The sequence below is a fragment of the Chryseobacterium sp. 6424 genome, assembly GCF_003692615.1.
Lineage (GTDB): Bacteria > Bacteroidota > Bacteroidia > Flavobacteriales > Weeksellaceae > Kaistella.
The window spans coordinates 1,515,169-1,537,119 of record NZ_CP023540.1 but is presented as its reverse complement, the minus strand read 5'-3'; the positions used below and the strand labels follow the sequence as shown (position 1 = coordinate 1,537,119).

Genomic DNA, 21,951 nt, shown 5'->3' with positions numbered 1-21,951 from the left:
GTAAAATGGAAAAAGGAGCTATGCTTTATGAAGGAAAAGCAAAACAAGTCTTCGAAACAGCAAATCCCGAACAGGTAATTGTTCGTTTTAAAGATGATGCTACTGCCTTTAACGCACAGAAAAAAGGCAGCGTAGATCTGAAAGGCGAAATGAACAATGCCATCACCACCTTGATATTCGAGTATTTGAATAAAAAAGGCATCCCGACACATTTCATCGAAAAGTTAAATGAGCGCGAGCAGTTGGTGAAGAAGGTAAATATCATCCCACTCGAAATGGTGGTACGCAACTATTCCGCGGGCAGTATGGCGCAACGCCTGGGCGTGGAAGAAGGTATAAAATCACCGGTCACCATTTTCGATATTTGTTATAAAAAAGATGAGTTGGGCGATCCGCTGATTAACGATCATCATGCGGTATTTCTGGGTGCGGCTACCTATGAAGAACTTGACGAGATGTATGAGCTGACTTCTGACATCAATGAAATCCTGATTGATCTTTTTGATAAAATGAACATCATCCTCGTAGATTTCAAAATAGAGCTGGGGAAGATCCGTGACGGGAAAATTGTACTTGCCGATGAAATTTCACCAGATACCTGCCGACTTTGGGACAAGGACACCATGAAAAAACTTGATAAAGACCGGTTCCGCCGCGATTTAGGCGAAGTTACGGAAGCTTATGTCGAAATCTATGAACGCCTGAAAAAAGTCCTGAACAGATAAATCATTCCGAACAAAAAAAATGAAAGAACTACAAAAACATAAGGAAGAATATCTGGCACAGTTCAGCAAAAGACCTTATGGACGCAACCTGCTGAAAACCGAAGATGTTTTTGATGCCCCAACTGAAGAATGCGGCATCTTCGGCATATATTCGGACAGCGATCTGGATACATTTTCGCTCTCACAGTTTGGCCTATTTGCGTTGCAGCATCGCGGGCAGGAAGCGTGTGGCATCTCCGTAATGAAAGGTGGCAAAATTTATAATATCAAAGATGAAGGCCTGGTGCTGGATGTGTATAAAAACATCCGTGAGCCCGAAACTTTTATGGGAAACTCTGCCATTGGGCACACCCGTTATACCACGGCAGGCGATAAGAAGAAATATAATTTTCAGCCTTTTTTCGCTAAGAATGAATATGACCAGATCATCCTTTCCATCGCGCATAACGGTAACCTTACCAATGCCCACGAACTGAAACGTGAGCTTGAAGCCGAAGGTGTCGTCTTCAAAGCTACCTCAGATTCCGAAGTGATTTTAAGGCTTATCCAAAAAAATCTTGACCTGGGCTTACGTGGCGCTATAAAAGCCACAATGGATAAGATAAAAGGCGCTTATTCGGTAGTGGGGATGACACGGAACAAGTTTTTTGCCTTCCGGGATTTTCATGGGATTCGCCCGCTGGTATTAGGTGCGGTTGACGAAAATACCTTTGTTGCCGCTTCCGAATCTGTGGCGCTGGATGCGGTAGGTGCGCAATATGTACGCGATATCTTACCGGGCGAAATTGTATATACCAGCGAGAATGAAAAAGGCCTGAAATCCTTTTTAGTGAAAGAAAACTGCGAGCGCAGGATTTGTGCTTTTGAATATATTTATTTTGCCCGCCCTGATTCTACCTTAGAAAACATCAATGTACACGAGATACGCGAAAAATCTGGTGAAAAAATCTGGCAACAGGCACCGGTAGAGGCTGATATGGTGATTGGCGTACCAGATTCTGGTGTTCCGGCAGCGATTGGTTTCTCAAAAGCTTCGGGCATTCCGTTCCGTCCGGTCCTCATTAAAAACCGCTATATTGGCAGAAGTTTTATCGTCCCGACACAGGAAATGCGTGAAAGGATCGTAAACCTGAAGCTTAATCCCATCATATCTGAAATCAAAGGAAAAAGAGTGGTGATTATTGATGATTCTATCGTGAGAGGTACTACTTCGAAAAGGCTCGTGAAAATTATGAAAGATGCGGGCGTGAAGGAAATACATTTCCGATCGGTATCACCACCCATTGTCGCGCCTTGTTATCTGGGCATCGATACGCCTACAAAAGATGATTTGATTTCCGCAAACATGACTTCCGAAGAACTCAGGGATTATTTGGGTGTTGACAGTTTGGAGTTCCTGAGTATGCCAAACCTTCGGGAAATCTTAGGCAGTTCCAATCATTGCTTCGGGTGCTTTACAGAAGAATATCCTGTACCATCCGGACCGCATCCCGACTATACTGATGAATAAAAAAGGTTGAGAATTTCTCAACCTTTTCTTTTAATTCAACATTTGCGTATGATTAAAACTTATACGTTAGACCAACCTGGAATACGTTGTTTTTGTTGTTCGCATCAGTACTTGGATCAGAGTTTACATCAGTGATATCACTGAAGCCTGCCACATATCTCGCGTTAAGACCAAAGTTTTGTGTGAAATTGAAACCTGCACCAATACCTACACCGAAATTAAATTTGTTGAAATCATCAGTGTCAAGGTCTCTAGAAGAAGATCCTGAACCGATTGGCGTATTGATGTCGGTATCGGCTTTCGCATTTACCAAGAATCCGAACTCGGGACCTGCCTCAAGATAGAAAGATGGTGTCGCATTATACTGGAACATTACAGGTACCGTAATATAATCAAGGTTCAGTTTTGTTTCAGTTGTAGAAGACCCGATTGATGTCGTGTATTTTGCTCCTAAATTGTTATAGATCACCTCTGGTTGGATGCTGAAGTTCTCTGCGATTGGCGCGTTCATCAAGACACCTGCATAAAAACCAGCTTTTGAATTTGTATCATCAAAACCTTCATCAGAGATTGAAGATACGTTCAAACCTGCTTTAATACCAAACTGTTGTGCATACGTTAAAGTTCCCATCGCAAGAGCTGCACCTAAAATTAACTTTTTCATAATTTCTAAATTTTTAATTGAATTTTGCAGACCAGCCTTTAATTTCTGAAATATTAGTCTTTATAAATAACCGACCTGCGTTTTAAATTTTTTGTTTTATGGTAAGCGAACTCACAAACCGTGTGCCAAAACTGCTTTAGAAAGCGCTGAAATTAAACAAGCGTTTGAGTAATTTTTAATGTAATCTCTTGTAAATTAGGTCGGTAAATAGACTTAAATCTTAAAAATTTATTTCTAAGATTAATATGTAAGGAATAGTTATTAGAGGTTTAGCATAATGAAGTGTAATATTCAATTGCATCAAGCAGATTCTTGGTGTGGACTTTCTGGTCGTAAATACCTTTTCCGATACCGCTGATTAACGAAAAACTGATAGCGCCTGAAGTGTTTTTTTTGTCATTGTTCATCAAACCCAGCAATTCCCCTGTATCGAATCTTCCGATATCTAAGAGTGGATAGAATTTTCGCAGTATTTGGATGATTTCATGAGCCGTTTCTTCATCTATCAGCCCTTCGAGTTGGGAGATGCGCGTTTCGATAATCATACCAAGAGCTACAGCCTCGCCATGAGGCACCGGCTGGCCCTGTGCTAAGAAAAGACTTTCGTAGGCATGCCCCACCGTATGCCCGAAATTGAGCGTTTTACGAATGTTTTTCTCCTGAAAATCCTGTTCTACGATACTTTGTTTAATCTTCATTGAGGTTTCAATATGCGGAATGATGTCTGCTACATTTATTTCGGGCAACAGGCCCAGTTGCAGCCAGTGATTTTCGTCGGCGATCAGGCCATGCTTCAGCATTTCGGCAAAGCCACTGCGCAATTCTGTAAACGGCAGCGTTTCAAGGAAGGGCGGATATACGAAAATCCTCTCTGCGTTGGCAAATGTACCTACGATGTTCTTCAGGTAACCATGGTCGATGCCCGTTTTGCCGCCAATGGCCGCGTCGCACATCGCCAGAAGGGTGGTAGGCATGTTCACGAAACGGATGCCGCGTTTGTATGTAGACGCCACAAATCCGCCAAGGTCGGTAATCACGCCGCCACCAACATTCACTAGGAGCGCATTCCGGTCGGCTTCAAATTCGGTGAGGATTTCCCAGAGTTGGGTCGCCGTTTCAATGTTTTTCAGTGCTTCTCCGGCTTCTATCTCAATGATTTCAAACGGGATCGCGGTTTCCATGTTTCCTAAGAAAGTCGGCAAGCAGTATTGATGCGTATTTTCATCTGCGAGGATGAAGATTTTAGAAATGCTGGCATTTTTAATATATGCATTGAAGGCGGAGAATTGCCCGTCCATAAAAGTAATCATAACTGAAATTTATCACAAAATTAAACTATCTATTCGTTTTTTCTATTCACAGACTATCATTAAATTTGCGTTTATCTAAAATTTGATAATGAGCATTTTCAACAATACCCAAATTGCTTTTGCGGACCGTAGCGACGCACAACTGCGTAAAGCCTACTGGATGTTCAAAGCAATTGAACAGCCTGCTATAACCAATATTGGTATATCGGCACTTAATTTTACGGTGAAGAATAATTTTCCGTTCGTTACCGGTATTGTACGAAATACCCTTTTCGAGCAGTTTTGTGGCGGCGAAACCCGCGAGGAAAGCATGAAAGTGGTGAAGCAGATGTTTAAAAGACATGTCGGGAGTATATTTGATTACGCCATTGAAGGTAAGGCTGAAGAAGCACTTTTCGACCAGACCTGCGAAGAGATTAAGCAAAACATAAAATTCGCTGAAGGAAATCCCGCCATCCCCTTTGTCGTTTTTAAACCAACTGGTTTTGGGCGCATTGAAATTTATGAGGAAGTTGGTCGCGGTACCGTACTTACCAATTCTCAAAAAGAAGAATGGGAGCGCGTAGTAAAAAGATACGAGGAAGTTTCCCAGATGGCTTTCGACCGTAACGTGGTACTGATGATCGATGCGGAAGAAACCTGGATGCAGGACGCTACTGATGAACTTGTGAACCAGATGATGGCACGTTTCAACAAAGAAAAACCCCTGATCTGGAATACCATCCAGATGTACAGAACCGGCCGTATGGAGTATCTGGCCGCCGACCTGCAGCGCGCAAAGGAAGAAGGATATTACCTCGGATATAAATTTGTACGTGGTGCCTACATGGAAAAAGAACGCGAACGTGCCGCAGCCATGAACTATCCGGATCCGATACAGCCTAACAAACAGGCTTCTGATGATAATTACAATGCAGCCATCGACTTTGTATTAAAGAATCTTGACCGTGTATCAGCGTTTTTCGGAACACATAACGAAAAGTCTACCGAACTGGTCATGAACCATATGCAGGCAATGGGGCTTACAAATGATCATCCGCAAATCCATTTCGGACAGTTGTATGGAATGAGCGATAATATTACGTATTTCCTGGGTGCCGAGAAATACAATGTATGCAAATACTTGCCTTACGGCCCGGTGAAAGATGTAGTGCCTTATCTTACCCGAAGAGCACAGGAAAACACCTCCGTCGCAGGACAAACCGGTCGCGAACTCGGCCTTATCGACCGCGAGTTGAAAAGAAGACAGAAAAAATAATATTAAAAAATAGATTCCAGCGGGCCACGGCCCGTTTTTTTTATGTCATCACGCTGATCTTTTTAGCATAAAATTGTGCTAAATTTGTCTCCATCCACCACATAAAACCGCTGATTAGTTTTGAATTTTGTCCAGATTATCTTGCCGCTCAATTTAAAGGGAACTTTTACCTATAAAATTCCTGAAGAAATGCGTGCTGTGCTACAGCCCGGCATGCGCGTGCTTGTACCATTCCGCGGCAAAAAGATTTATACCGGCATCGTCTACGAAATCCACCATCGCGAGCCGGAGAATTTCGTGGCAAAAAACCTCATCAGCCTGCTGGATGATTATCCTATTCTTCAGCCAGAGCAGTTGCAGTTCTGGTCATGGTTGTCATCGTATTATCTTTGTAACTTAGGGGAAATTTATCGTTTTGCCTTTCCGTCTTCATTAAAACTTGAAAGCGAAACGTATCTTAAATTAAAACCTGGCGCCGTCGTGGATTTTGAAAATCTCGATGTGCACGAGATGTACCTCATTCAGGCACTTGAGGTGAGGCAACTCATCAATGTTACCGAAGCAGAAGCTTTTATCCCTAAAAAAGAGCTTATAAAAACCATCAAATCGCTGATTGACCTGCAATACATTGAGATTGATGAAAAAATTGCCGAAAAGTATAAACCGCGCGAAGTCGCCTATCTTCGTTTAAAAGATGTAGAGAAGCTTAAAAAACAGCTGCCGGAAATACTCCTTTCCCTGAAACGTGCACCAAAACAGCAGGGTCTTTTACTGTCACTCCTCGAAAAACAAACCGAACATCCTGATGTGCCGATTAAAAAATCGGTGGTGATGGATGAGAAAGGATTTTCCTATTCTCAACTGAATATGCTGATCGGTAAAAATTTGGTAGAAGAGTACACGCTCCAGAAAGACCGTATTGAAAGTTACGACGGTCCTGTAGAAAACCTCGACCAGCTGACGGAAGCGCAACTTGCGGCAAAATACGAAATAGATGAGGCTTTTTTAGCTGGTAAAAATGTACTCTTACATGGCGTTACCTCATCGGGGAAAACGCATATTTACCTTGATAAGATTGAGGAGGCGATAAACGCTGGTGGTAGCGTGCTGTTTCTGTTGCCGGAGATTGCGCTTACCAAGCAGATTGTACAGCGACTTGAAAAGAAGTATGGCCGGCAATTAGGCTTTTATCATCAGAAACTTACGGATTTTGAACGTGTGGAAATCTGGCGACGGGTACGCAACAATGACCTGAAGGTGATTGTCGGTACACGGGCAGCACTTTTCCTGCCATTCGGACAGTTGCGGTTGGTGATCGTAGATGAAGAGCATGATTCGGCATACAAACCTAAGGAAGTGTCGCCATTCTTTAATGCAAAAGATGCGGCGCAGGTGTTCGCTGGTTTTTTCGGGGCACGCGTTATCTTAGGTTCGGCCACACCTTCGGTAGAATCTTATTATGCCGCACAGCAAGATAAACTCAGGTATGTGTTCCTTAACGAACGTTTCGGCGGTGTGCGGCTGCCGGAATATGAATTAATCAACTTCAAGGAAGAGCAGGATCTTAAAAGGGTATCGGGTAATTTTTCACTCAAGTTGCTCGATGCTTTCAAAACCTTGCTTGCCGATAAGAAGCAGGGTATGATTCTCCACAACCGCCGTGGCTACTCGAATGTAGTGGAATGTGAAAGTTGCGGTTATGTAAATTACTGCTCGAACTGTGATGTGGTAATGACTTACCATAAAGTTTCAAACGAAATGAAATGCCACTACTGCGGGCAGCGCGCGGCAAAGCCACAAACGTGTCCGAAATGCCATTCTGAAAACCTGAATGAGCGTGGCGTTGGTGTAGAACAGATCCATGAAGAAATTTCAATGATTTTTCCGGATGCGGAGATCGACCGGATGGATGTGGACAGTATGCGAAAGAAATTTGCGTTCGAAAGGCTGTATGAGAAAATAGAAGACGGTGAAACCGATATGATTGTCGGTACACAGATGATTTCTAAAGGATTGGATTTCGATCATATCGAGCTGGTAGCGATACCAAAAGGCGACTCCTTGTTGTATGTGCAGGATTTTCGTGCGGAAGAACGCGCTTATCAACTCATTACGCAGGTCGCCGGCAGGGCAGGCCGCACATCTGGTGAAGGCAAAGTCATCATACAGACATATCAACCCGAGCATTCGGTTTTTCAGTTGTTGAAAGAGCAGCAGAGCCCACGTCTTTACGAACATTTTCTGGAAGAAAGGAAGAAATTTCTGTATCCACCGTTTGTAAAACTCATCCTGATTGAACTGAAGCACCGCCGTGAGGACAAAGTGAACCGTTCAGCACAGTTTTTGGGTTCAATCTTACGGAAATATCTACCGGAAGCCTGTGTCTTAGGCCCGGAAAAATCGCCGATAGCCAAACTGAACCTATTATATCAATATCAAATTCTCCTGAAATTGCCCCGTGGAAAAAAATACACTTACTTCAAGGATTTAGTGGAAAAAAGTCTTGATGAATTTGATGAGATTACCGCGTATCACAGTATCAAGAAACTGATATTTGTAGATGTTTAACAAACTTTAACAGCTTTTACTTCCTTTTAAGAGTGCTCACAGACTGATAGTTAATAATATTTGATAATTTTGGCCGTTTAAAAGATTGCTTTGCATTTGAAATCTTTAGACAGTAACAGATAATCAAATAACAAAAATTAAATGATTAGCCTAAAAAATCTATTTCTTGCTCCCGCATTTGCCGTTTCGGCCTTAGTGTTAGGACAGGGAACCTTTACCTCCAATAACTTTCCACAGTCTTACGAAAGCCATTCAAGTAACATACCAAAAGAGGCTGTAGCGCCAGAAAAATTACTTTCAGCGAAAGAACTGGTCGACATCAACCTTAACTCGATGATGAACGATCCCGTTTTGCGAAATGCAGACTGGGGATTTGTGATTTACGATCCGCTTACGAAGAAAATCGTGAATTCCTATAATGAAAACATGCCGCTGATCGCAGCTTCCACCACCAAGTTATTGACTACAGAAACCGCGATAAGCCTGCTGGGTACCAATTTCCGGTGGATTACACAACTCGAACACTCCGGCACGATAGATGAGAATGGTAATCTGGAGGGCAATCTTTACATCGTGGGTAGTGGTGACCCTTCACTTGGGACCAACAAAGCCGGCGCTTCTTCCTACGGCAGCATAGTATCAGACTTCATCTACGCAATATCCGAACTTGGGATAAAGAAAGTGAAAGGAGATATCATCATTCAGACCGGGGTATTTAAGGCCAATAAATCTCAGGTGCTGCCACAGAATATCGTTTGGCTCGAAAACGGTAACTATTATCTGCCAGCCGGTTCAACACATGAAGTAAATCCGCAGAATGAACGCTTGATTGCCAAGAAATCAAACCCGTTCAGCGAGAATAAGAACTACTATTACATTTCACCCTACATCGGACAGATGGTGTACGCCGACAAATTTGAAGGTTACCCGCTGACGACAAAAGTAGCAGATCCACCAGCCTATCTGGCCAACCTATTGCGTACCAATATGGTGAAGAAAGGCCTCACGGTAAGCGGTAAAGTTGTTACACGCACTACCGAGACAAACCCCGAACCTAGGACGAAAATTACCGAATACTCATCACCTACGCTATCAGAAATTGTATATTACATCAACCAGCGTAGCGATAATGCCTTGTCTGAAGCGACTTTAAGGACGATCGGCTTCCAGAAAAACGGCGACCAAACCCTGGAGTCAGGCCGAAATGCCGTCATGGAACATCTGAAATCTATCGCCTTCGATACAAACGGACTTAATTATATGGATGGCAGCGGACTTTCCCGTGCGAATGTGGTGACACCCATTGCGCAGGCGAAGTTTTTAACAGGCTTGATGAAGGAAAAGCATTTCAAAACTTATTTCGATTCTTTGCCGGTGGCGGGACAGTCGGGAACGCTTAAAAATACATTCCAGCAAGAAGGATATGGGCAGATTTTCGCCAAAACAGGCACGCTTAACAAAGTGAAGACACTTGCCGGATACATGAAAACCAATACTGGTAAAACTTTGGTGTTCTCCTTACTAATTAACAATTACGGCGGCTCCGTGGATATGGTGAAAAACAGGATGGAACAAATCCTTAAACCTGCGCTTAATCTTTAAATATATCAGATTGGTAATAGTTCGTGTCCTGAATTAGCTTACAACTACACTGAGACAGAAGGTTTTAAAAACTCTTTGCTGCTATCCACTGGTAAAGATTTTACTGAGTTTTTCAATCATTGGGTGTAGGGCCTGGGCTATCCGAGCTACCAAATTCACCGGAATCCAACTGGGGATTTATCTTCTTTTCAAAATGGCGCAAACCCAAAGCAATCCATCGGTTAAGTTCTTTGAAATGCCACTGCCTGTGAAAGTCAGCGTCATGGGTTGGGAAGTCGCTTATCTGCGATTATAGAGCATACCAATAATCAAAACTTTGCATAATCAGTAGGTTTTCCGGTGTTTTCTGTACAGTTCAATTATGAAAACCAAATCGTTCACCGCAATTCCACCGTGGTTGAAGGACATTTCAATCTTAGCCCTTGATAATGTCATAAAAAAAATTAGACTGTTCCCGAATCCTGTGAAAGCTATCTTTTCAGTGGATGGTTTGGCGGATAGGAAAATATTTGAAATTTATTCCTCCGACGGAAAGATGATAAAAGAAGGCCTCTATAATGTTGTATAAAAAGTAAAAGTAAGTACCACCCCAAAAGGTGTATATTTCTTCAAAGAAAGTTCGCATCACCTCAAATTCATCAAACAATAGCCGGAAGCCTTTAAAAATGCACTGCCCCCAAAAAATTAGACACTTTTTAGAGGCAGCCCATTTTGCAGCGGAATTTTTGTTTTGTAGCTTTGTGCTAACCGGCCCCATAGTTCAACGGATAGAATAGAAGTTTCCTAAACTTTAGATCCAGGTTCGATTCCTGGTGGGGCTACTAAGGTGTGTACTGCTGTTGGTGGTTTAAATTCGTCATAGTTTCTCCGCCAAAAACCTTCCGGTATGGGAATCCTTGTTCTTGACCAGATCCTCGGGAGTGCCTATAAACACCACTTCGCCACCGTATTTTCCGGCTTCGGGGCCAATATCGACAATATAATCGGCGGATTTTATAATATCCGGCTGATGTTCGATCACCAATACAGAATGTCCCAGTTCAATAAGTGCCTGTAGTGAAGTCAGCAGTTTATTGATGTCATGGAAATGAAGTCCGGTAGATGGCTCATCAAAGATGAACAGTGTTTTTTCTGTCGCCACGCCTTTTACAAGGAATGAGGCCAGCTTTACCCTTTGTGCCTCGCCGCCGGAAAGTGTGGAAGAGCTTTGCCCAAGCTGTAGATAGCCCAAGCCGACATCCTGCAGGGGTTTCAGTTTCGTAACGATTTTCTGTTCGTTGTTTTCGGTGAAGAAATCAATGGCCTCGTTCACCGTCATGTGAAGGATTTCCGAGATGTTTTTCTCGTCAAATTTCACTTCCAGGATTTCGTTCTTGAAACGTGTGCCGTGGCACGTCTCACATTCAAGTTCAATATCAGCCATAAACTGCATGGATACGTTGATGACGCCTTCACCCTTACAGTCGTCACATCTTCCGCCGTCCACGTTGAAGGAGAAATGTTTGGGCCTCAGGCCCTGCATCTTGGCCATTTTCTGCTTCGAGAAGACATCGCGGATATCATCATAGGCCTTGAGATAGGTTACCGGATTGGAGCGTGAGGATTTGCCGATCGGGTTCTGGTCAATCAGTTCAATGTTTTTAATGAGGCTCTTTGGGAATGTCACCGTATCATAATCACCTTTTTTACCGCCCAAACCAAGTTGTATTTGGATGTCGTTGGTAAGCACTTCTTTCATCAGTGTCGATTTTCCGGAACCTGAGACGCCAGAAATCACGACCAGACTTTCAAGTGGGATGTCCACGTCAATGTTTTTAAGGTTGTTCTGCCTTGCGCCACGTATCTTAATGAACTCCTTGGCTTTCCTTCTCCTTGGCGGAACAGCGATCTCTAGTTTTCCGGTGAGATATTGTGCGGTAAGGGAATCGGAGTCCTTCAGTTCCTCGAAATTCCCGGCAAATACCAGCTCGCCGCCTAAATATCCGGCCTCGGGGCCAATATCAATGATATGATCCGCGGCTTTCATCACGTCTTCATCATGTTCCACTACAATCACGGTATTGCCAAGGTCGCGCAGGTTTTTCAGCACGCTGATGAGGTTTTCGGTATCGCGTGAATGTAAACCGATGGAAGGCTCATCAAGGATATAGATAGAACCCACCAGCGAACAGCCCAGCGAGGTGGCTAAGTTGATGCGCTGGCTTTCACCACCGGAAAGGGTGTTGGAGGTACGGTTGAGCGTCAGGTAACCCAGGCCTACCTTATCCAAGAACTCCAGCCGCGTGATGATTTCATACAAAAGCCTTTTGGCGACTTCCGCGTCATACTTGTTCAGTTCCAAGGATTTCATCAGGGGCAGAAGTTCATCCAAAGGCAAGTCGATCATCGCCTGGATATTGTGCCCGTTGATCTTCACCCACTCGGTTTCCTTTCGCAGCCGCATACCTTCGCAGGTAGGGCACAGGGTCTTGCCCCGGTAACGTGAAAGCATCACGCGGTACTGTATTTTATAGAGGTTTTCTTCCACCATTTTAAAAAAACTGTTGATGGAGGGGTAGTTGCGCGAACCGTCGCCTTTCCACAGAAGCTGTTTCTGCTCTTTGGTAAGTTCGTGATAAGGTTTGTGGATAGGGAAGCTGCTGCCTGCTTTCTTGATGAAGGATTTTTTCCATTCACTCATGCTTTCGCCTTTCCAGCTGGCCACCGCGTCTTCGTACACCGACAGGTTCTTGTTGGGGATCACCAGGTCCTCATCAATACCGATCACCTTACCGTAGCCTTCACATTCGGGACAGGCGCCATACGGATTATTGAAACTGAAGAAATGTACATTCGGCTCCATGAACTCCATCCCGTCCAGCTCGAATTTATTTGAAAATTCGCGTACATCGCCTGTTTCGACATGTTTCAGCGAACAATAGCCGTGTCCTTCATAGAATGCCATCTGAATGGAGTCTGCCAGGCGCTGCAGGAAGCTCTCATCCTCCTCAAACCGGAAACGGTCGATCACCAACTGCACTTCCATATCTTTTTCCGGCACAAACCCGAAACTTTCAAGATCCTCGATACCGGCTACGTTGCCACCGACCTCAAGTTTCGTAAAGCCCGATACACGGAGGGTCTTAAGAAGTTCCGTGAATTTAGCGGTCTCGAAACGCAGTGGACTTCTGAGTAGAAAATCGTGCTGCTGGTGCTGCTGTATATAATTAATGACATCGGTCACCGAATCTTTTTTCACCTCTTCGCCAGAGACCGGGGAATATGTGCGGCCCACGCGTGCGAAAAGCAATTTCAGGTAATCGTACACTTCCGTAGAGGTGCCCACTGTAGACCTTGGGTTGGATGAAATTACTTTTTGCTGTATGGCGATGGATGGCGCAAGCCCTTTGATGTCGTCGATCTTGGGTTTCTCCAGCTTGCCCAGGAACTGCCGTGCGTAGGAGCTTAGACTCTCTACATATCTGCGCTGTCCCTCGGCATAGATGGTATCGAAAGCCAGTGAAGATTTGCCGCTGCCAGAAACCCCAGTGATGACGACCAGCTTGTTTTTGGGGATCAGTACATCAATGTTCTTTAGGTTGTTCAGATGTGCGTTTTTAACGAAAATCTGTTTTTTTATATCTATTTTGCTGTCTGTTGTCATGCGTAAATTTAAAACGTACAAAATTACTGATTTTCAATCATAATTTTTTTATGAAAGTCTTGCTGATTTCAAAAAAAAATTGAATATTTGTCTCCTAAAATGTGTGAGTCATGATAAAATTCCTAAATGATCTTATTACACATTTGATGAGAAAAAGATAGAGACTATAGGTAAATGATAACAAAAGTGCAGCTATTGGCTGTACTTTTGTTATTTAGTGAGATCAGGCATTCTACTACACAGAAAATATTTATTTTTACCCCATGAAAAAAAGATTTTATCAACTGCTGGGGCTTCTGATGTTTACGGCTCTTTCCGCACAGAAAGAGCATCTTTCCAGCTTCAATACATTATCTGTTACTTATAAGTTCCATCCTAAGTTCTTCCTAAATGCCGAAGGTCAGTTGCGTGGTATCAAAGATTTTGCTTACCCTGATTACTATGAAATAAAAGGTGGGGTAGGTTACAATCTCACCAAAAACCACAAACCGTTCATTGGCATCGGGCGTTACGTGACCTATGAAGACCGACGATTAGATAAGGAAGAGTTCCGTGTATGGTTGCAGGATGTGGTAGATGTTAAAACCGGTAAATTCAAGTTTGAAAACCGTGTACGTGCGGAGAAAAGTTGGTTTTACGAACCGCAGACTGATGAAAAGTCCGACCGGATCCGTTTGCGCTACCGCCTGAACATCTCGGTCCCCTTGAATTCCGAATCTGTAAAGCCGGGCACCCTGTTTGCCAATGTGTATGATGAGGTATTCTTCGTTACTACGCAAAAACCCCTATTCGCACGCAATCGGGTATTTGGGGGCTTCGGATACCAGATTGACGAGAATTTTGGGATCGCCTCCGGCTATCTGTGGCAGCGCGAATTTGCCACTTCCGGTAATCGTAACCTGCATTTCCTCTATCTCGCGCTGAACATCACCATCGATGGATCTGATGAGAAGAATTATGAGTTCCCGGGCGCAGATTAGCCATTTTCCGGTATAAATTTTTAGACCGTTTGTTTAGCGGTTTTTACAGCCAAATCATTATATTTGTAAAAATTATTTTTTAAGATGAAGCGCGTGCGTTTCGTTTGAACATTAAAAAAACAACTTATTCCAAATGAAATTTATTGTTGCAAGTGGGGAACTACAGAAAGCGCTGGGCACGGTGAGCGGCGTGATTTCCAGCTCCCAGTCGAGGCCGATTCTTGAAAATTACCTTTTTGAAATTAAAGAAAACAACCTGACCATTACCGCTTCGGATGGCGAAACTACCTTGGTGACCTCCATCGAGGTTCGTTCGGATGATACCGGTAAATTTGCCGTTCCTGCCAAGATTTTTCAGGACTTTGTGAAGACGTATGGTGAACAGCCGCTGACACTTTCGGTAAAAGATACAGAAGATGGCAATGGCAGCATGCTGGAGATTCTTGATGAAAAAGACAACTTTGCAGTCGCCCTCGATCACGCCGAAGATTACCCTGAACTTCCGGAGTTTGATGCCTCTCAACAGGTCGTTATTTCTGCAGGCGTACTTTCCGAAGCGCTTAACAATACGCTTTTCGCAACCAGCAACGATTCGCTAAGGCCGGTGATGACTGGCATACTCTTCCAGTTCAAGGAAGATGAGACCAACTTTGTCTCTACCGACTCGCACCGTTTGGTGGTTTACAAAAGGACAGACCTTGTAAACGCAGAGCCGATGGAATTTATCATGCCTAAAAAACCTCTTTCGATCTTTAAGAACATCCTGGCCAACTCTGCTGATGAAGTGAAAATTGAGTTTAATGAAAACATGGCCAAATTCACATTCGGCAACAATATCTGGATCTGTAGATTGATCGATGGTAAATACCCCAACTACTCAGCGGTAATCCCGAAAGAAAACCCCAATGTGCTCACCATCAACCGAAGTCTATTGCTAAGCTCGATCCGTCGTGCATCTATCATGTCGAATAAATCAACCAATCAGGTGCGTTTCAGGCTGTCAGGCAACATCCTTCACCTTCATGCGGAAGATACCGAGTATGCAAACAAAGCAGATATGCAGATCCCGTGTGATTATAACGGCGAAGATATCAATATCGGGTTCAGTTCAAAATTTCTGACCGAAATGCTTTCCGTACTGGGTTCTGAAGACATCACCATGAAAATGTCGCAACCCAACAGACCAGGGATCATCGAGCCGGTGGACGGCCTGGAGGAACAGGAAAATATCCTGATGCTTTCGATGCCGGTAATCGGAATGTAAGGGACAAATGAAATATTAATTGAGGTTTGAATTTAATTCAGACCTCAATTTTTTTTAAGCCTCAAAAACACGATATTTGCAAACTTATCGGGCCATACGGCCTGTGGTTAAAACTTATATTTATCAGATGAAAATTTCAAAGAACTGGCTTCAGGATTTTATCAAAACCGATCTACGCTCAGACAAAATAGGAGAGTACCTTACCGATATTGGCCTTGAAGTGGAAGGAATAGAAAAATTTGAATCCATAAAAGGCAGTCTGCAAGGTATTGTAGTCGGTAAAGTACTGACGTGCGAACAACACCCCAACGCCGACAAACTGAAGAAAACAACCGTAGATGTAGGTGCTGGAAAAATACTGAATATCGTATGCGGCGCGCCAAACGTAGCAGCGGGGCAGGTAGTACCGGTGGCAGTAGTAGGTACGCAACTGTATTCTAAAGACGGCACCGCGTTTGAGATAAAAGCAGCCAAGATCCGTGGGGAAGTTTCGGAGGGAATGATCTGCGCGGAAGACGAAATCGGCCTCAGCGACGACCACGGAGGCATTATGATTCTGGATGAGAATCTATACGAAGTCGGTAAAGACTTCTCAATTTATTTTGATATTTCTAATGATGAAGTGTTTGAAATTGGACTTACACCCAACCGTACCGACGCCATGTCGCATTATGGCGTGGCGCGTGACCTTCATGCTTTCTTGGCGTCAAATCAGCTTAAATCCGAGTATGAAAAAGTAAGTGCAAAAACACTGGCAGCCGAGGGAGAATCTGGTTTTACCTTGGAAGTGGAAGACGCAGCACTCTGCCCGCGCTATATTGGTGCCGTGATAGAAGGTGTACACGTAGCAGAATCCCCACAGTGGTTACAGAACCGCTTGAAAGCCATCGGCCTGAAACCTTTGAACAATATTGTTGACATTACGAACTATATTCTGCATGGTTTGGGGCAACCGCTTCACGCCTTCGATGCAGATAAGATCGCAGGCAGAAAAGTAAAGGTAGGCGTAAGCGCAGCAGGTACCAAATTCACCACACTTGATGACGCAGAACGTACTTTGATCGGCGCTGAAATCATGATTAAAGATGGTGAGGACAAACCCATGTGCATTGCGGGTGTGTTTGGTGGCGCTGATTCCGGCGTGTCTGCGGTCACCGTGAATGTTTTTCTTGAAAGCGCCTACTTCGATCCTGTAGCTGTAAGAAAAGCGGCTAAGAATCATGGCCTGAATACCGATGCTTCTTTCCGTTTCGAGCGTGGCGTGGACCCGAATATCACACAGATCGCGATTACCCATGCCATTGCACTAATTGAAGACCTGGCGGGTGGAAAACTGAAAGGCAAACTGCTTGAATATTACCCACAACAGATTGATGACCATTATATTATACTTCGGTTCACTAAACTTGAGCAAATACTAGGAACAAAAATCCATAAAGAAAAGATCAAGGAAATCCTTCGTCTGCTGGATATTCAGGTACTGAATGAAATCCAGAACGGACTAGAAATTTCAGTACCCCCGTACCGTGCCGATGTTACGCGTGAAATTGATGTGATCGAGGAAATCCTGCGCATCTACGGCTATAATAAGATCGATGCTCCACAAAAGATCTCCTTCACGCCGGTAAAACTTTCGTCTGATGACCAAGACGCGCTAGAGAATTTCTGGGCCCGCACATTACAGAGCAATGGCTTTAATGAAGTGATGAACAACTCGCTGACTTCAGTGAAAGATGAAACCGATGCGGTAAAACTGCTGAATCCATTGAGTGGCGACCTTCAATACATGCGTAAATCCCTGTTGGAAGGGTTGCTTGAAAACGCGGATTACAACATCAAACGCAGAAATCAGGATATAAAATTCTTTGAGTTCGGAAAGATTTACCATAAAAAAGAAAAATATGAAGAGCGTAAACAGCTGGCCATATTGGTTTCTGGTCGTGATGTTGCGGAAAACTGGCTTCAGCCCAAATCAGTGACCAATTTCTACCATCTAAAATCATATGTAAAGGTTTTGCTGGATAGATTGGGCCTTAGTTCCGAAGAAAGATCGCTTGAAGACCCTCGTTTTGCAGATGCTTTGGAAATCACTGTAAACGGAAAAACAATCGCACGTTTAGGAAAAGTGGCGCCACAACTGCTGAAAGACGCAGATATAGAGCAGGAGTGCTATTATGCCGAAATTGAACTTGAAGTTTGCCAGAAACTGAGAACTAAAGAGGCACTGAAGTTTAAGAATATCCCGAAATTTAACAGCATCCGCCGAGATCTGGCCTTGTTGGTGGATCGTCATATCACCTATGCGGAGCTGTACGCGGCGGCACGTAAAAACCCATCAAAATTCCTTAGAAACATCAACCTGTTCGATGTGTACGAAGGTAAGAATCTGCCGGAAGGGAAAAAATCCTACGCATTGAGCTTTGAACTTCTGAATGAAGAAAAAACTCTGGAAGATAAGGACATCAGCGAAGTAATGAACGCTCTGATCAAAACTTATCAGAAAGAATTCTCTGCCGAACTTCGCTCCTAAACTTCTGATATATAAATGAAAAGCATCTCTGCATGAGGTGCTTTTTGCATATACGCACAGATTTCGATCCGTACAGCAGCGCAACATTTAATTTTATTACTTACATTTGAATAAAGAATAGATATGAAAAATATATTTTTAGCAGCATTTGCGGCTGTCGCCCTTGCTTCCTGTTCATCTTTATCAACCTCTAAAGTAGGGACAGCGCAGCCAAACATCAGTAATACCAAATGGGTACTGGCTGATGACGTTGCGGGAAAAAAGCCTACGCTGAATATCGAGTCCGCAAAAGTTACCGGCAGCGGCGGCTGTAACAACTATTTCGGTGGTGTGACCTTAGATGCTAAGGCTGGGAATTTTTCTGTTAGTAATGTAGGCGCCACCAAAATGGCCTGCCAGAACATGGAGGTAGAATCTAACTTCTTTTCAATGCTTAATCAGGCAGATAAATATGTGGTGAACGGAAATACACTGGAGCTTTACCGCGGTAATTTGCTGTTATTGAAATTCAGCCGCCAATAGTGATAAAAAAAGTATATGCCATAAAAAAAAGGAACCTTATAAAAGGTTCCTTTTTTTATTATTCAGCGTCTTCCTCCTCATCGTATTTTGCGAGCTCTTCGTCGCACCATTTGAAGGCGGCTTCCACCACTTTGGTAGCTTCATCGGCCATGGTTTCTTCATCGTCACCTTCTAGGTCATCCAGCCATTCCACTTCTTCTTCTTCAACATTCAGGATAAATCTTGGGTATTCCGTATGAACAACAAATAGGTCTTCTGGGAAATCTGAATTGTCGGCTAATAAAAACTTAGGTAATTTCATAATAATTTATTTAAACTTTTCAAAAGTAATAAAAATTTATTGAAACTTATCGGTGTCAATTTTTATTTTACTCAAAACTTTATTTGCCGTCAGCGTGGTTTCTTGCAGGGTGTCTTCCGGTTTTTCAGTAAAGGTGATGTTGGGATTTACCGTACTCAGCAGCTCCGCGATCTGGGTGGAGGAGAAGTTCGTTTCTTCACCGCGATAAAATTTTAAAGGTAAATCTTTAAGCTTTTCCTGTTCTAAAAAATTGGTTACGGCGCGGCAGTTCTCAAGAAAGTTTCCGCGATTCTGTTTTCAAGGAGTCTTCTTCGCATTATATTGCCGTAATCTTACTTTTGCAGAAACCTTTCGGCCACTTTTTCGGCTTTCTTACTTTCGCTGTAGTCGTAGAAACCTTCACCCGATTTTACACCCAGCTTTCCGGCAGTTACCATATTCACAAGAAGCGGATTGGGCGCGTATTTAGGGTTTTTAAAACCGTCGTGCATCACATTTAAAATGGCAAGACACACATCCAGACCGATGAAATCTGCCAGTTGCAGCGGACCCATCGGGTGCGCCATTCCGAGTTTCATCACCGTGTCTATTTCCTCCACGCCGGCAACACCGTTGTAGAGCGTTTCTATTGCTTCATTGATCATCGGCATAAGGATTCTGTTGGCCACAAAACCCGGATAATCATTCACTTCCACCGGAACTTTTCCTAAAGTTTTCGACATCTCATAAACCGCCGTGAAAGTTTCGGGCGAAGTAGAGTAGCCTTTGATGATTTCAACGAGCTTCATGATTGGAACGGGATTCATAAAGTGCATGCCGATCACCTTTTCCGGTCTGTTTGTTACCGAGGCGATTTTCGTGATCGAAATCGAGGAGGTATTGGTCGCGAGGATGCAGTTTTCGGGTGCCAACTCATCCATCTGCCTGAAGATCTTAAGTTTCAGATCCAGGTTTTCTGTTGCCGCTTCTACGATCAGATCGGCGGTTTGGGCTGCATCTTCAAGTTTGATGTATGTAGTGATGTTTCCTAAAGTTGCTGTCTTCTGTTCTTCGGTCAGGTTGCCTTTAGCGACAATCCGGTCGAGGTTGGTGGTAATGGTCTTCATGCCTTTTGCCAGCGCATCTTCCGAAACATCTACCAGATTTACCTTAAAGCCTGTCTGTGCAAAAGTGTGCGCGATGCCGTTTCCCATAGTACCGGCACCGATGACTACGATGTTTTTCATATAAGTTTAGTTTTTTGTATAAAGTTTACCTTCCTGCAGATAAGTTTCGCCTGCGGAAGTCTTGAATTTTGTCTTAATAAAGGTTCTGTTGCCGTCCAAACCGTTGATGAATACTGAAAAATGCAGATGCGGACCGCTTGAAAAACCTGTATTTCCGCTGTAGCCTAACAGTTGGCCTTTTAGTATGGTATCGCCTTTTTTTACTACACTGCCGCGATACTTCAGATGTGCATAATCTGCAAAAGTACCGTCGCTGTGCATGATAACAATACGGTTGTTGTACTTCGAACAGGCAGAAGAAGGGCAGCCCTGGTTGTGGGAGTCTTCTGTCTCTATCACAATCCCTGTCCGCGCGGCATGCACGGCATCACCAATCTGTAGACTGAAATCGAGGGCTAGTGCGCCACTGTGAGAGAATTTGCCGTTGTATCCCTGATAGATTCTATAAGTTTTACCCTTCGCAAACGGCAGTTCATACATATAATCCTCATCGAAAGTCTTTAATGTAACATCCCCGAAATTAAACATATTGGAGTATGAAAACTTATTCGCCGCGTTCAAGTTTATGGGTATAAGTTTCGCGATGAACATTTTCTTGGTTTGGGCGGGGATCACTACGATCTGGCCGTCCGGCAGCGTGTTCCTAAGGTTATCGAGCTTAAAGGTGAATTTGGTAGAGATCGGCATGATCTCATTATTATCGGCATACAGATAAACCTCTCTGTTCACCATTTCATGATATACCCGAAAGTCCCAGTTCTGCTGCGCGGAAACAAGGAAATTACATAATAGTAAGAAAATGAAAATTGTTTTCTTCATTAAATTTTAGTTGAATAGAGATGAATTTACTACTGAAATATTCATTAACTGATCATTCTCACGATTTCAAGCGCAACTTTCAGGGCTTCAGTGCCGTCTTCAAGTGAAACTTCTACGTTTTTGTTTTGCGTGATGGCGTCTGCAAAGCTCTCAAGTTCGTCTAAAATAGCATTATTCGGCTGAATTTTCGGATACTCAAATATAATTTGGTTGCGCTCACCTTCAGCATTCTCAATGATCATGTCAAACTCCGACGGATTTTCGGGTGCCTCTTTCATCTTAATGACTTCAGCTTTTTTCTCCAGAAAATCTACCGAAATATATGCGTCTTTCTGGAAAAACCTTGACTTTCTCATCGCTTTCATCGAAATCCGCGACGTGGTAAGATTAGCCACGCAACCGTTCTCGAACTCAATCCTTGCATTGCAGATATCGGGTGATTTCGAAACTACAGCCACACCGGACGCGTGGATTTCCTTCACTTTAGATTTAACGATAGAAAGCAGGATGTCCAGATCATGGATCATCAGATCCAAAACCACCGAAACATCGGTGCCGCGTGGGTTAAACTCCGCCAGACGGTGGATCTCAATAAACATCGGTTCTTTTATATAATCTTTAGAACCGATAAATGCGGGGTTATAACGCTCCACATGGCCAACCTGCGCTTTGATACCGAATTCGCGGCATTTGTACAGAATTTCTTCGGCCTGCTGCAGCGTTTGCGTCACCGGTTTTTCGATAAAGAAATGTTTGCGGTTTTCGATGGCCTGCAGGGCATAACTGTAATGATGTAGGGTAGGCGTTACGATGTCAATCATGTCGATTTCATTGAGAAGTTCACTGAAATTTTCGAAATATCTGTAGCCAAACTCCGCTTCTATTTTTTTGCCGTTCTCCTTATCTGCGTCGTGAAAGCCGATCAGCTCGTATTTTTCAGACTGTTTTAATAGTTTTAAATGTATTTTACCTAAATGTCCGGCACCGACTAAACCTGCTTTAATCATAGAAAATAATTTGTGTAAAGAT

At 43.5% G+C, this 21,951-nt stretch carries 17 protein-coding genes and 1 tRNA gene; 11 read left to right on the top strand and 7 right to left on the bottom strand.

Annotation, left to right across the window (positions count from 1 at the left end; all coding sequences use genetic code 11):
• Window positions 1-5: 5 nt before the first annotated feature.
• Window positions 6-725 (top strand): phosphoribosylaminoimidazolesuccinocarboxamide synthase, encoded by a 720-nt coding sequence (purC, locus tag CO230_RS07165; RefSeq protein WP_122027974.1) that lies wholly within the window; start codon window positions 6-8, stop codon window positions 723-725.
• Window positions 726-744: 19 nt separating this feature from the next.
• Complete coding sequence (purF, locus tag CO230_RS07160) at window positions 745-2,235, top strand: amidophosphoribosyltransferase (protein ID WP_122027973.1); 1,491 nt, start codon at window positions 745-747, stop codon at window positions 2,233-2,235.
• 52 nt (window positions 2,236-2,287) lie between these two features.
• Here purF and CO230_RS07155 read toward each other — a convergent pair whose 3' ends face one another.
• Both CO230_RS07155 and aroB read right to left on the bottom strand, forming a co-directional pair.
• Entirely contained in the window at window positions 2,288-2,899 is a 612-nt protein-coding gene (locus tag CO230_RS07155) for a porin family protein (protein WP_122027972.1), read from the bottom strand.
• A 269-nt stretch (window positions 2,900-3,168) separates the two neighbouring features.
• Window positions 3,169-4,209, bottom strand: a complete 1,041-nt coding sequence (aroB, locus tag CO230_RS07150; RefSeq protein WP_122027971.1) for a 3-dehydroquinate synthase — start codon at window positions 4,207-4,209, stop codon at window positions 3,169-3,171.
• An 88-nt stretch (window positions 4,210-4,297) separates the two neighbouring features.
• Between aroB and CO230_RS07145 the strand changes: the two genes are divergently transcribed.
• The 5 genes from CO230_RS07145 to CO230_RS07125 all read left to right on the top strand — a co-directional run bounded on the left by CO230_RS07145 (window position 4,298) and on the right by CO230_RS07125 (window position 10,458).
• Window positions 4,298-5,467 carry a proline dehydrogenase family protein gene (locus tag CO230_RS07145; RefSeq protein WP_122027970.1) on the top strand — a complete coding sequence of 390 codons (1,170 nt, stop codon included), beginning with the start codon at window positions 4,298-4,300 and terminating at the stop codon, window positions 5,465-5,467.
• A gap of 120 nt (window positions 5,468-5,587) precedes the next feature.
• On the top strand, window positions 5,588-8,035 hold the full coding sequence (gene priA, locus CO230_RS07140; protein ID WP_162989997.1) for a primosomal protein N': 2,448 nt from the start codon (window positions 5,588-5,590) through the stop codon (window positions 8,033-8,035).
• A 141-nt stretch (window positions 8,036-8,176) separates the two neighbouring features.
• On the top strand, window positions 8,177-9,637 hold the full coding sequence (gene dacB / locus CO230_RS07135) for a D-alanyl-D-alanine carboxypeptidase/D-alanyl-D-alanine-endopeptidase (RefSeq protein WP_122027969.1): 1,461 nt from the start codon (window positions 8,177-8,179) through the stop codon (window positions 9,635-9,637).
• A 361-nt stretch (window positions 9,638-9,998) separates the two neighbouring features.
• A complete protein-coding gene (locus tag CO230_RS07130; protein ID WP_122027968.1) occupies window positions 9,999-10,205 on the top strand; it encodes a hypothetical protein in 207 nt (68 codons plus the stop codon).
• Window positions 10,206-10,386: 181 nt separating this feature from the next.
• Window positions 10,387-10,458: transfer RNA gene (locus CO230_RS07125), tRNA-Arg, on the top strand.
• Window positions 10,459-10,493: 35 nt separating this feature from the next.
• Here CO230_RS07125 and uvrA read toward each other — a convergent pair.
• On the bottom strand, window positions 10,494-13,280 hold the full coding sequence (uvrA, locus tag CO230_RS07120) for an excinuclease ABC subunit UvrA (protein ID WP_122027967.1): 2,787 nt from the start codon (window positions 13,278-13,280) through the stop codon (window positions 10,494-10,496).
• Window positions 13,281-13,543: 263 nt separating this feature from the next.
• Between uvrA and CO230_RS07115 the strand changes: the two genes are divergently transcribed.
• From CO230_RS07115 to CO230_RS07100, 4 genes are all read left to right on the top strand, one after another.
• Entirely contained in the window at window positions 13,544-14,260 is a 717-nt protein-coding gene (locus CO230_RS07115) for a DUF2490 domain-containing protein (RefSeq protein WP_122027966.1), read from the top strand.
• A 133-nt stretch (window positions 14,261-14,393) separates the two neighbouring features.
• Window positions 14,394-15,524: a DNA polymerase III subunit beta gene (gene dnaN / locus CO230_RS07110; protein ID WP_122027965.1), complete on the top strand. Its 1,131-nt coding sequence runs from the start codon at window positions 14,394-14,396 to the stop codon at window positions 15,522-15,524.
• Between the two features lie 127 nt (window positions 15,525-15,651).
• Entirely contained in the window at window positions 15,652-18,054 is a 2,403-nt protein-coding gene (gene pheT, locus CO230_RS07105; protein WP_122028921.1) for a phenylalanine--tRNA ligase subunit beta, read from the top strand.
• Between the two features lie 123 nt (window positions 18,055-18,177).
• On the top strand, window positions 18,178-18,576 hold the full coding sequence (locus CO230_RS07100) for an META domain-containing protein (protein ID WP_122027964.1): 399 nt from the start codon (window positions 18,178-18,180) through the stop codon (window positions 18,574-18,576).
• A gap of 58 nt (window positions 18,577-18,634) precedes the next feature.
• Here the strand turns inward: CO230_RS07100 and CO230_RS07095 are convergent, their stop codons facing one another.
• From CO230_RS07095 to CO230_RS07080, 4 genes are all read right to left on the bottom strand, one after another.
• Window positions 18,635-18,877 carry a hypothetical protein gene (locus tag CO230_RS07095; protein ID WP_122027963.1) on the bottom strand — a complete coding sequence of 81 codons (243 nt, stop codon included), beginning with the start codon at window positions 18,875-18,877 and terminating at the stop codon, window positions 18,635-18,637.
• 332 nt (window positions 18,878-19,209) lie between these two features.
• Window positions 19,210-20,103: a 3-hydroxybutyryl-CoA dehydrogenase gene (locus tag CO230_RS07090; protein WP_122027962.1), complete on the bottom strand. Its 894-nt coding sequence runs from the start codon at window positions 20,101-20,103 to the stop codon at window positions 19,210-19,212.
• A gap of 6 nt (window positions 20,104-20,109) precedes the next feature.
• Entirely contained in the window at window positions 20,110-20,922 is an 813-nt protein-coding gene (locus CO230_RS12585; RefSeq protein ID WP_122027961.1) for a M23 family metallopeptidase, read from the bottom strand.
• Between the two features lie 44 nt (window positions 20,923-20,966).
• The gene (locus CO230_RS07080; RefSeq protein WP_122027960.1) at window positions 20,967-21,929 is read right to left on the bottom strand and encodes a Gfo/Idh/MocA family protein; all 963 of its coding nucleotides are present in this window, start codon (window positions 21,927-21,929) and stop codon (window positions 20,967-20,969) included.
• Window positions 21,930-21,951: the final 22 nt, after the last annotated feature.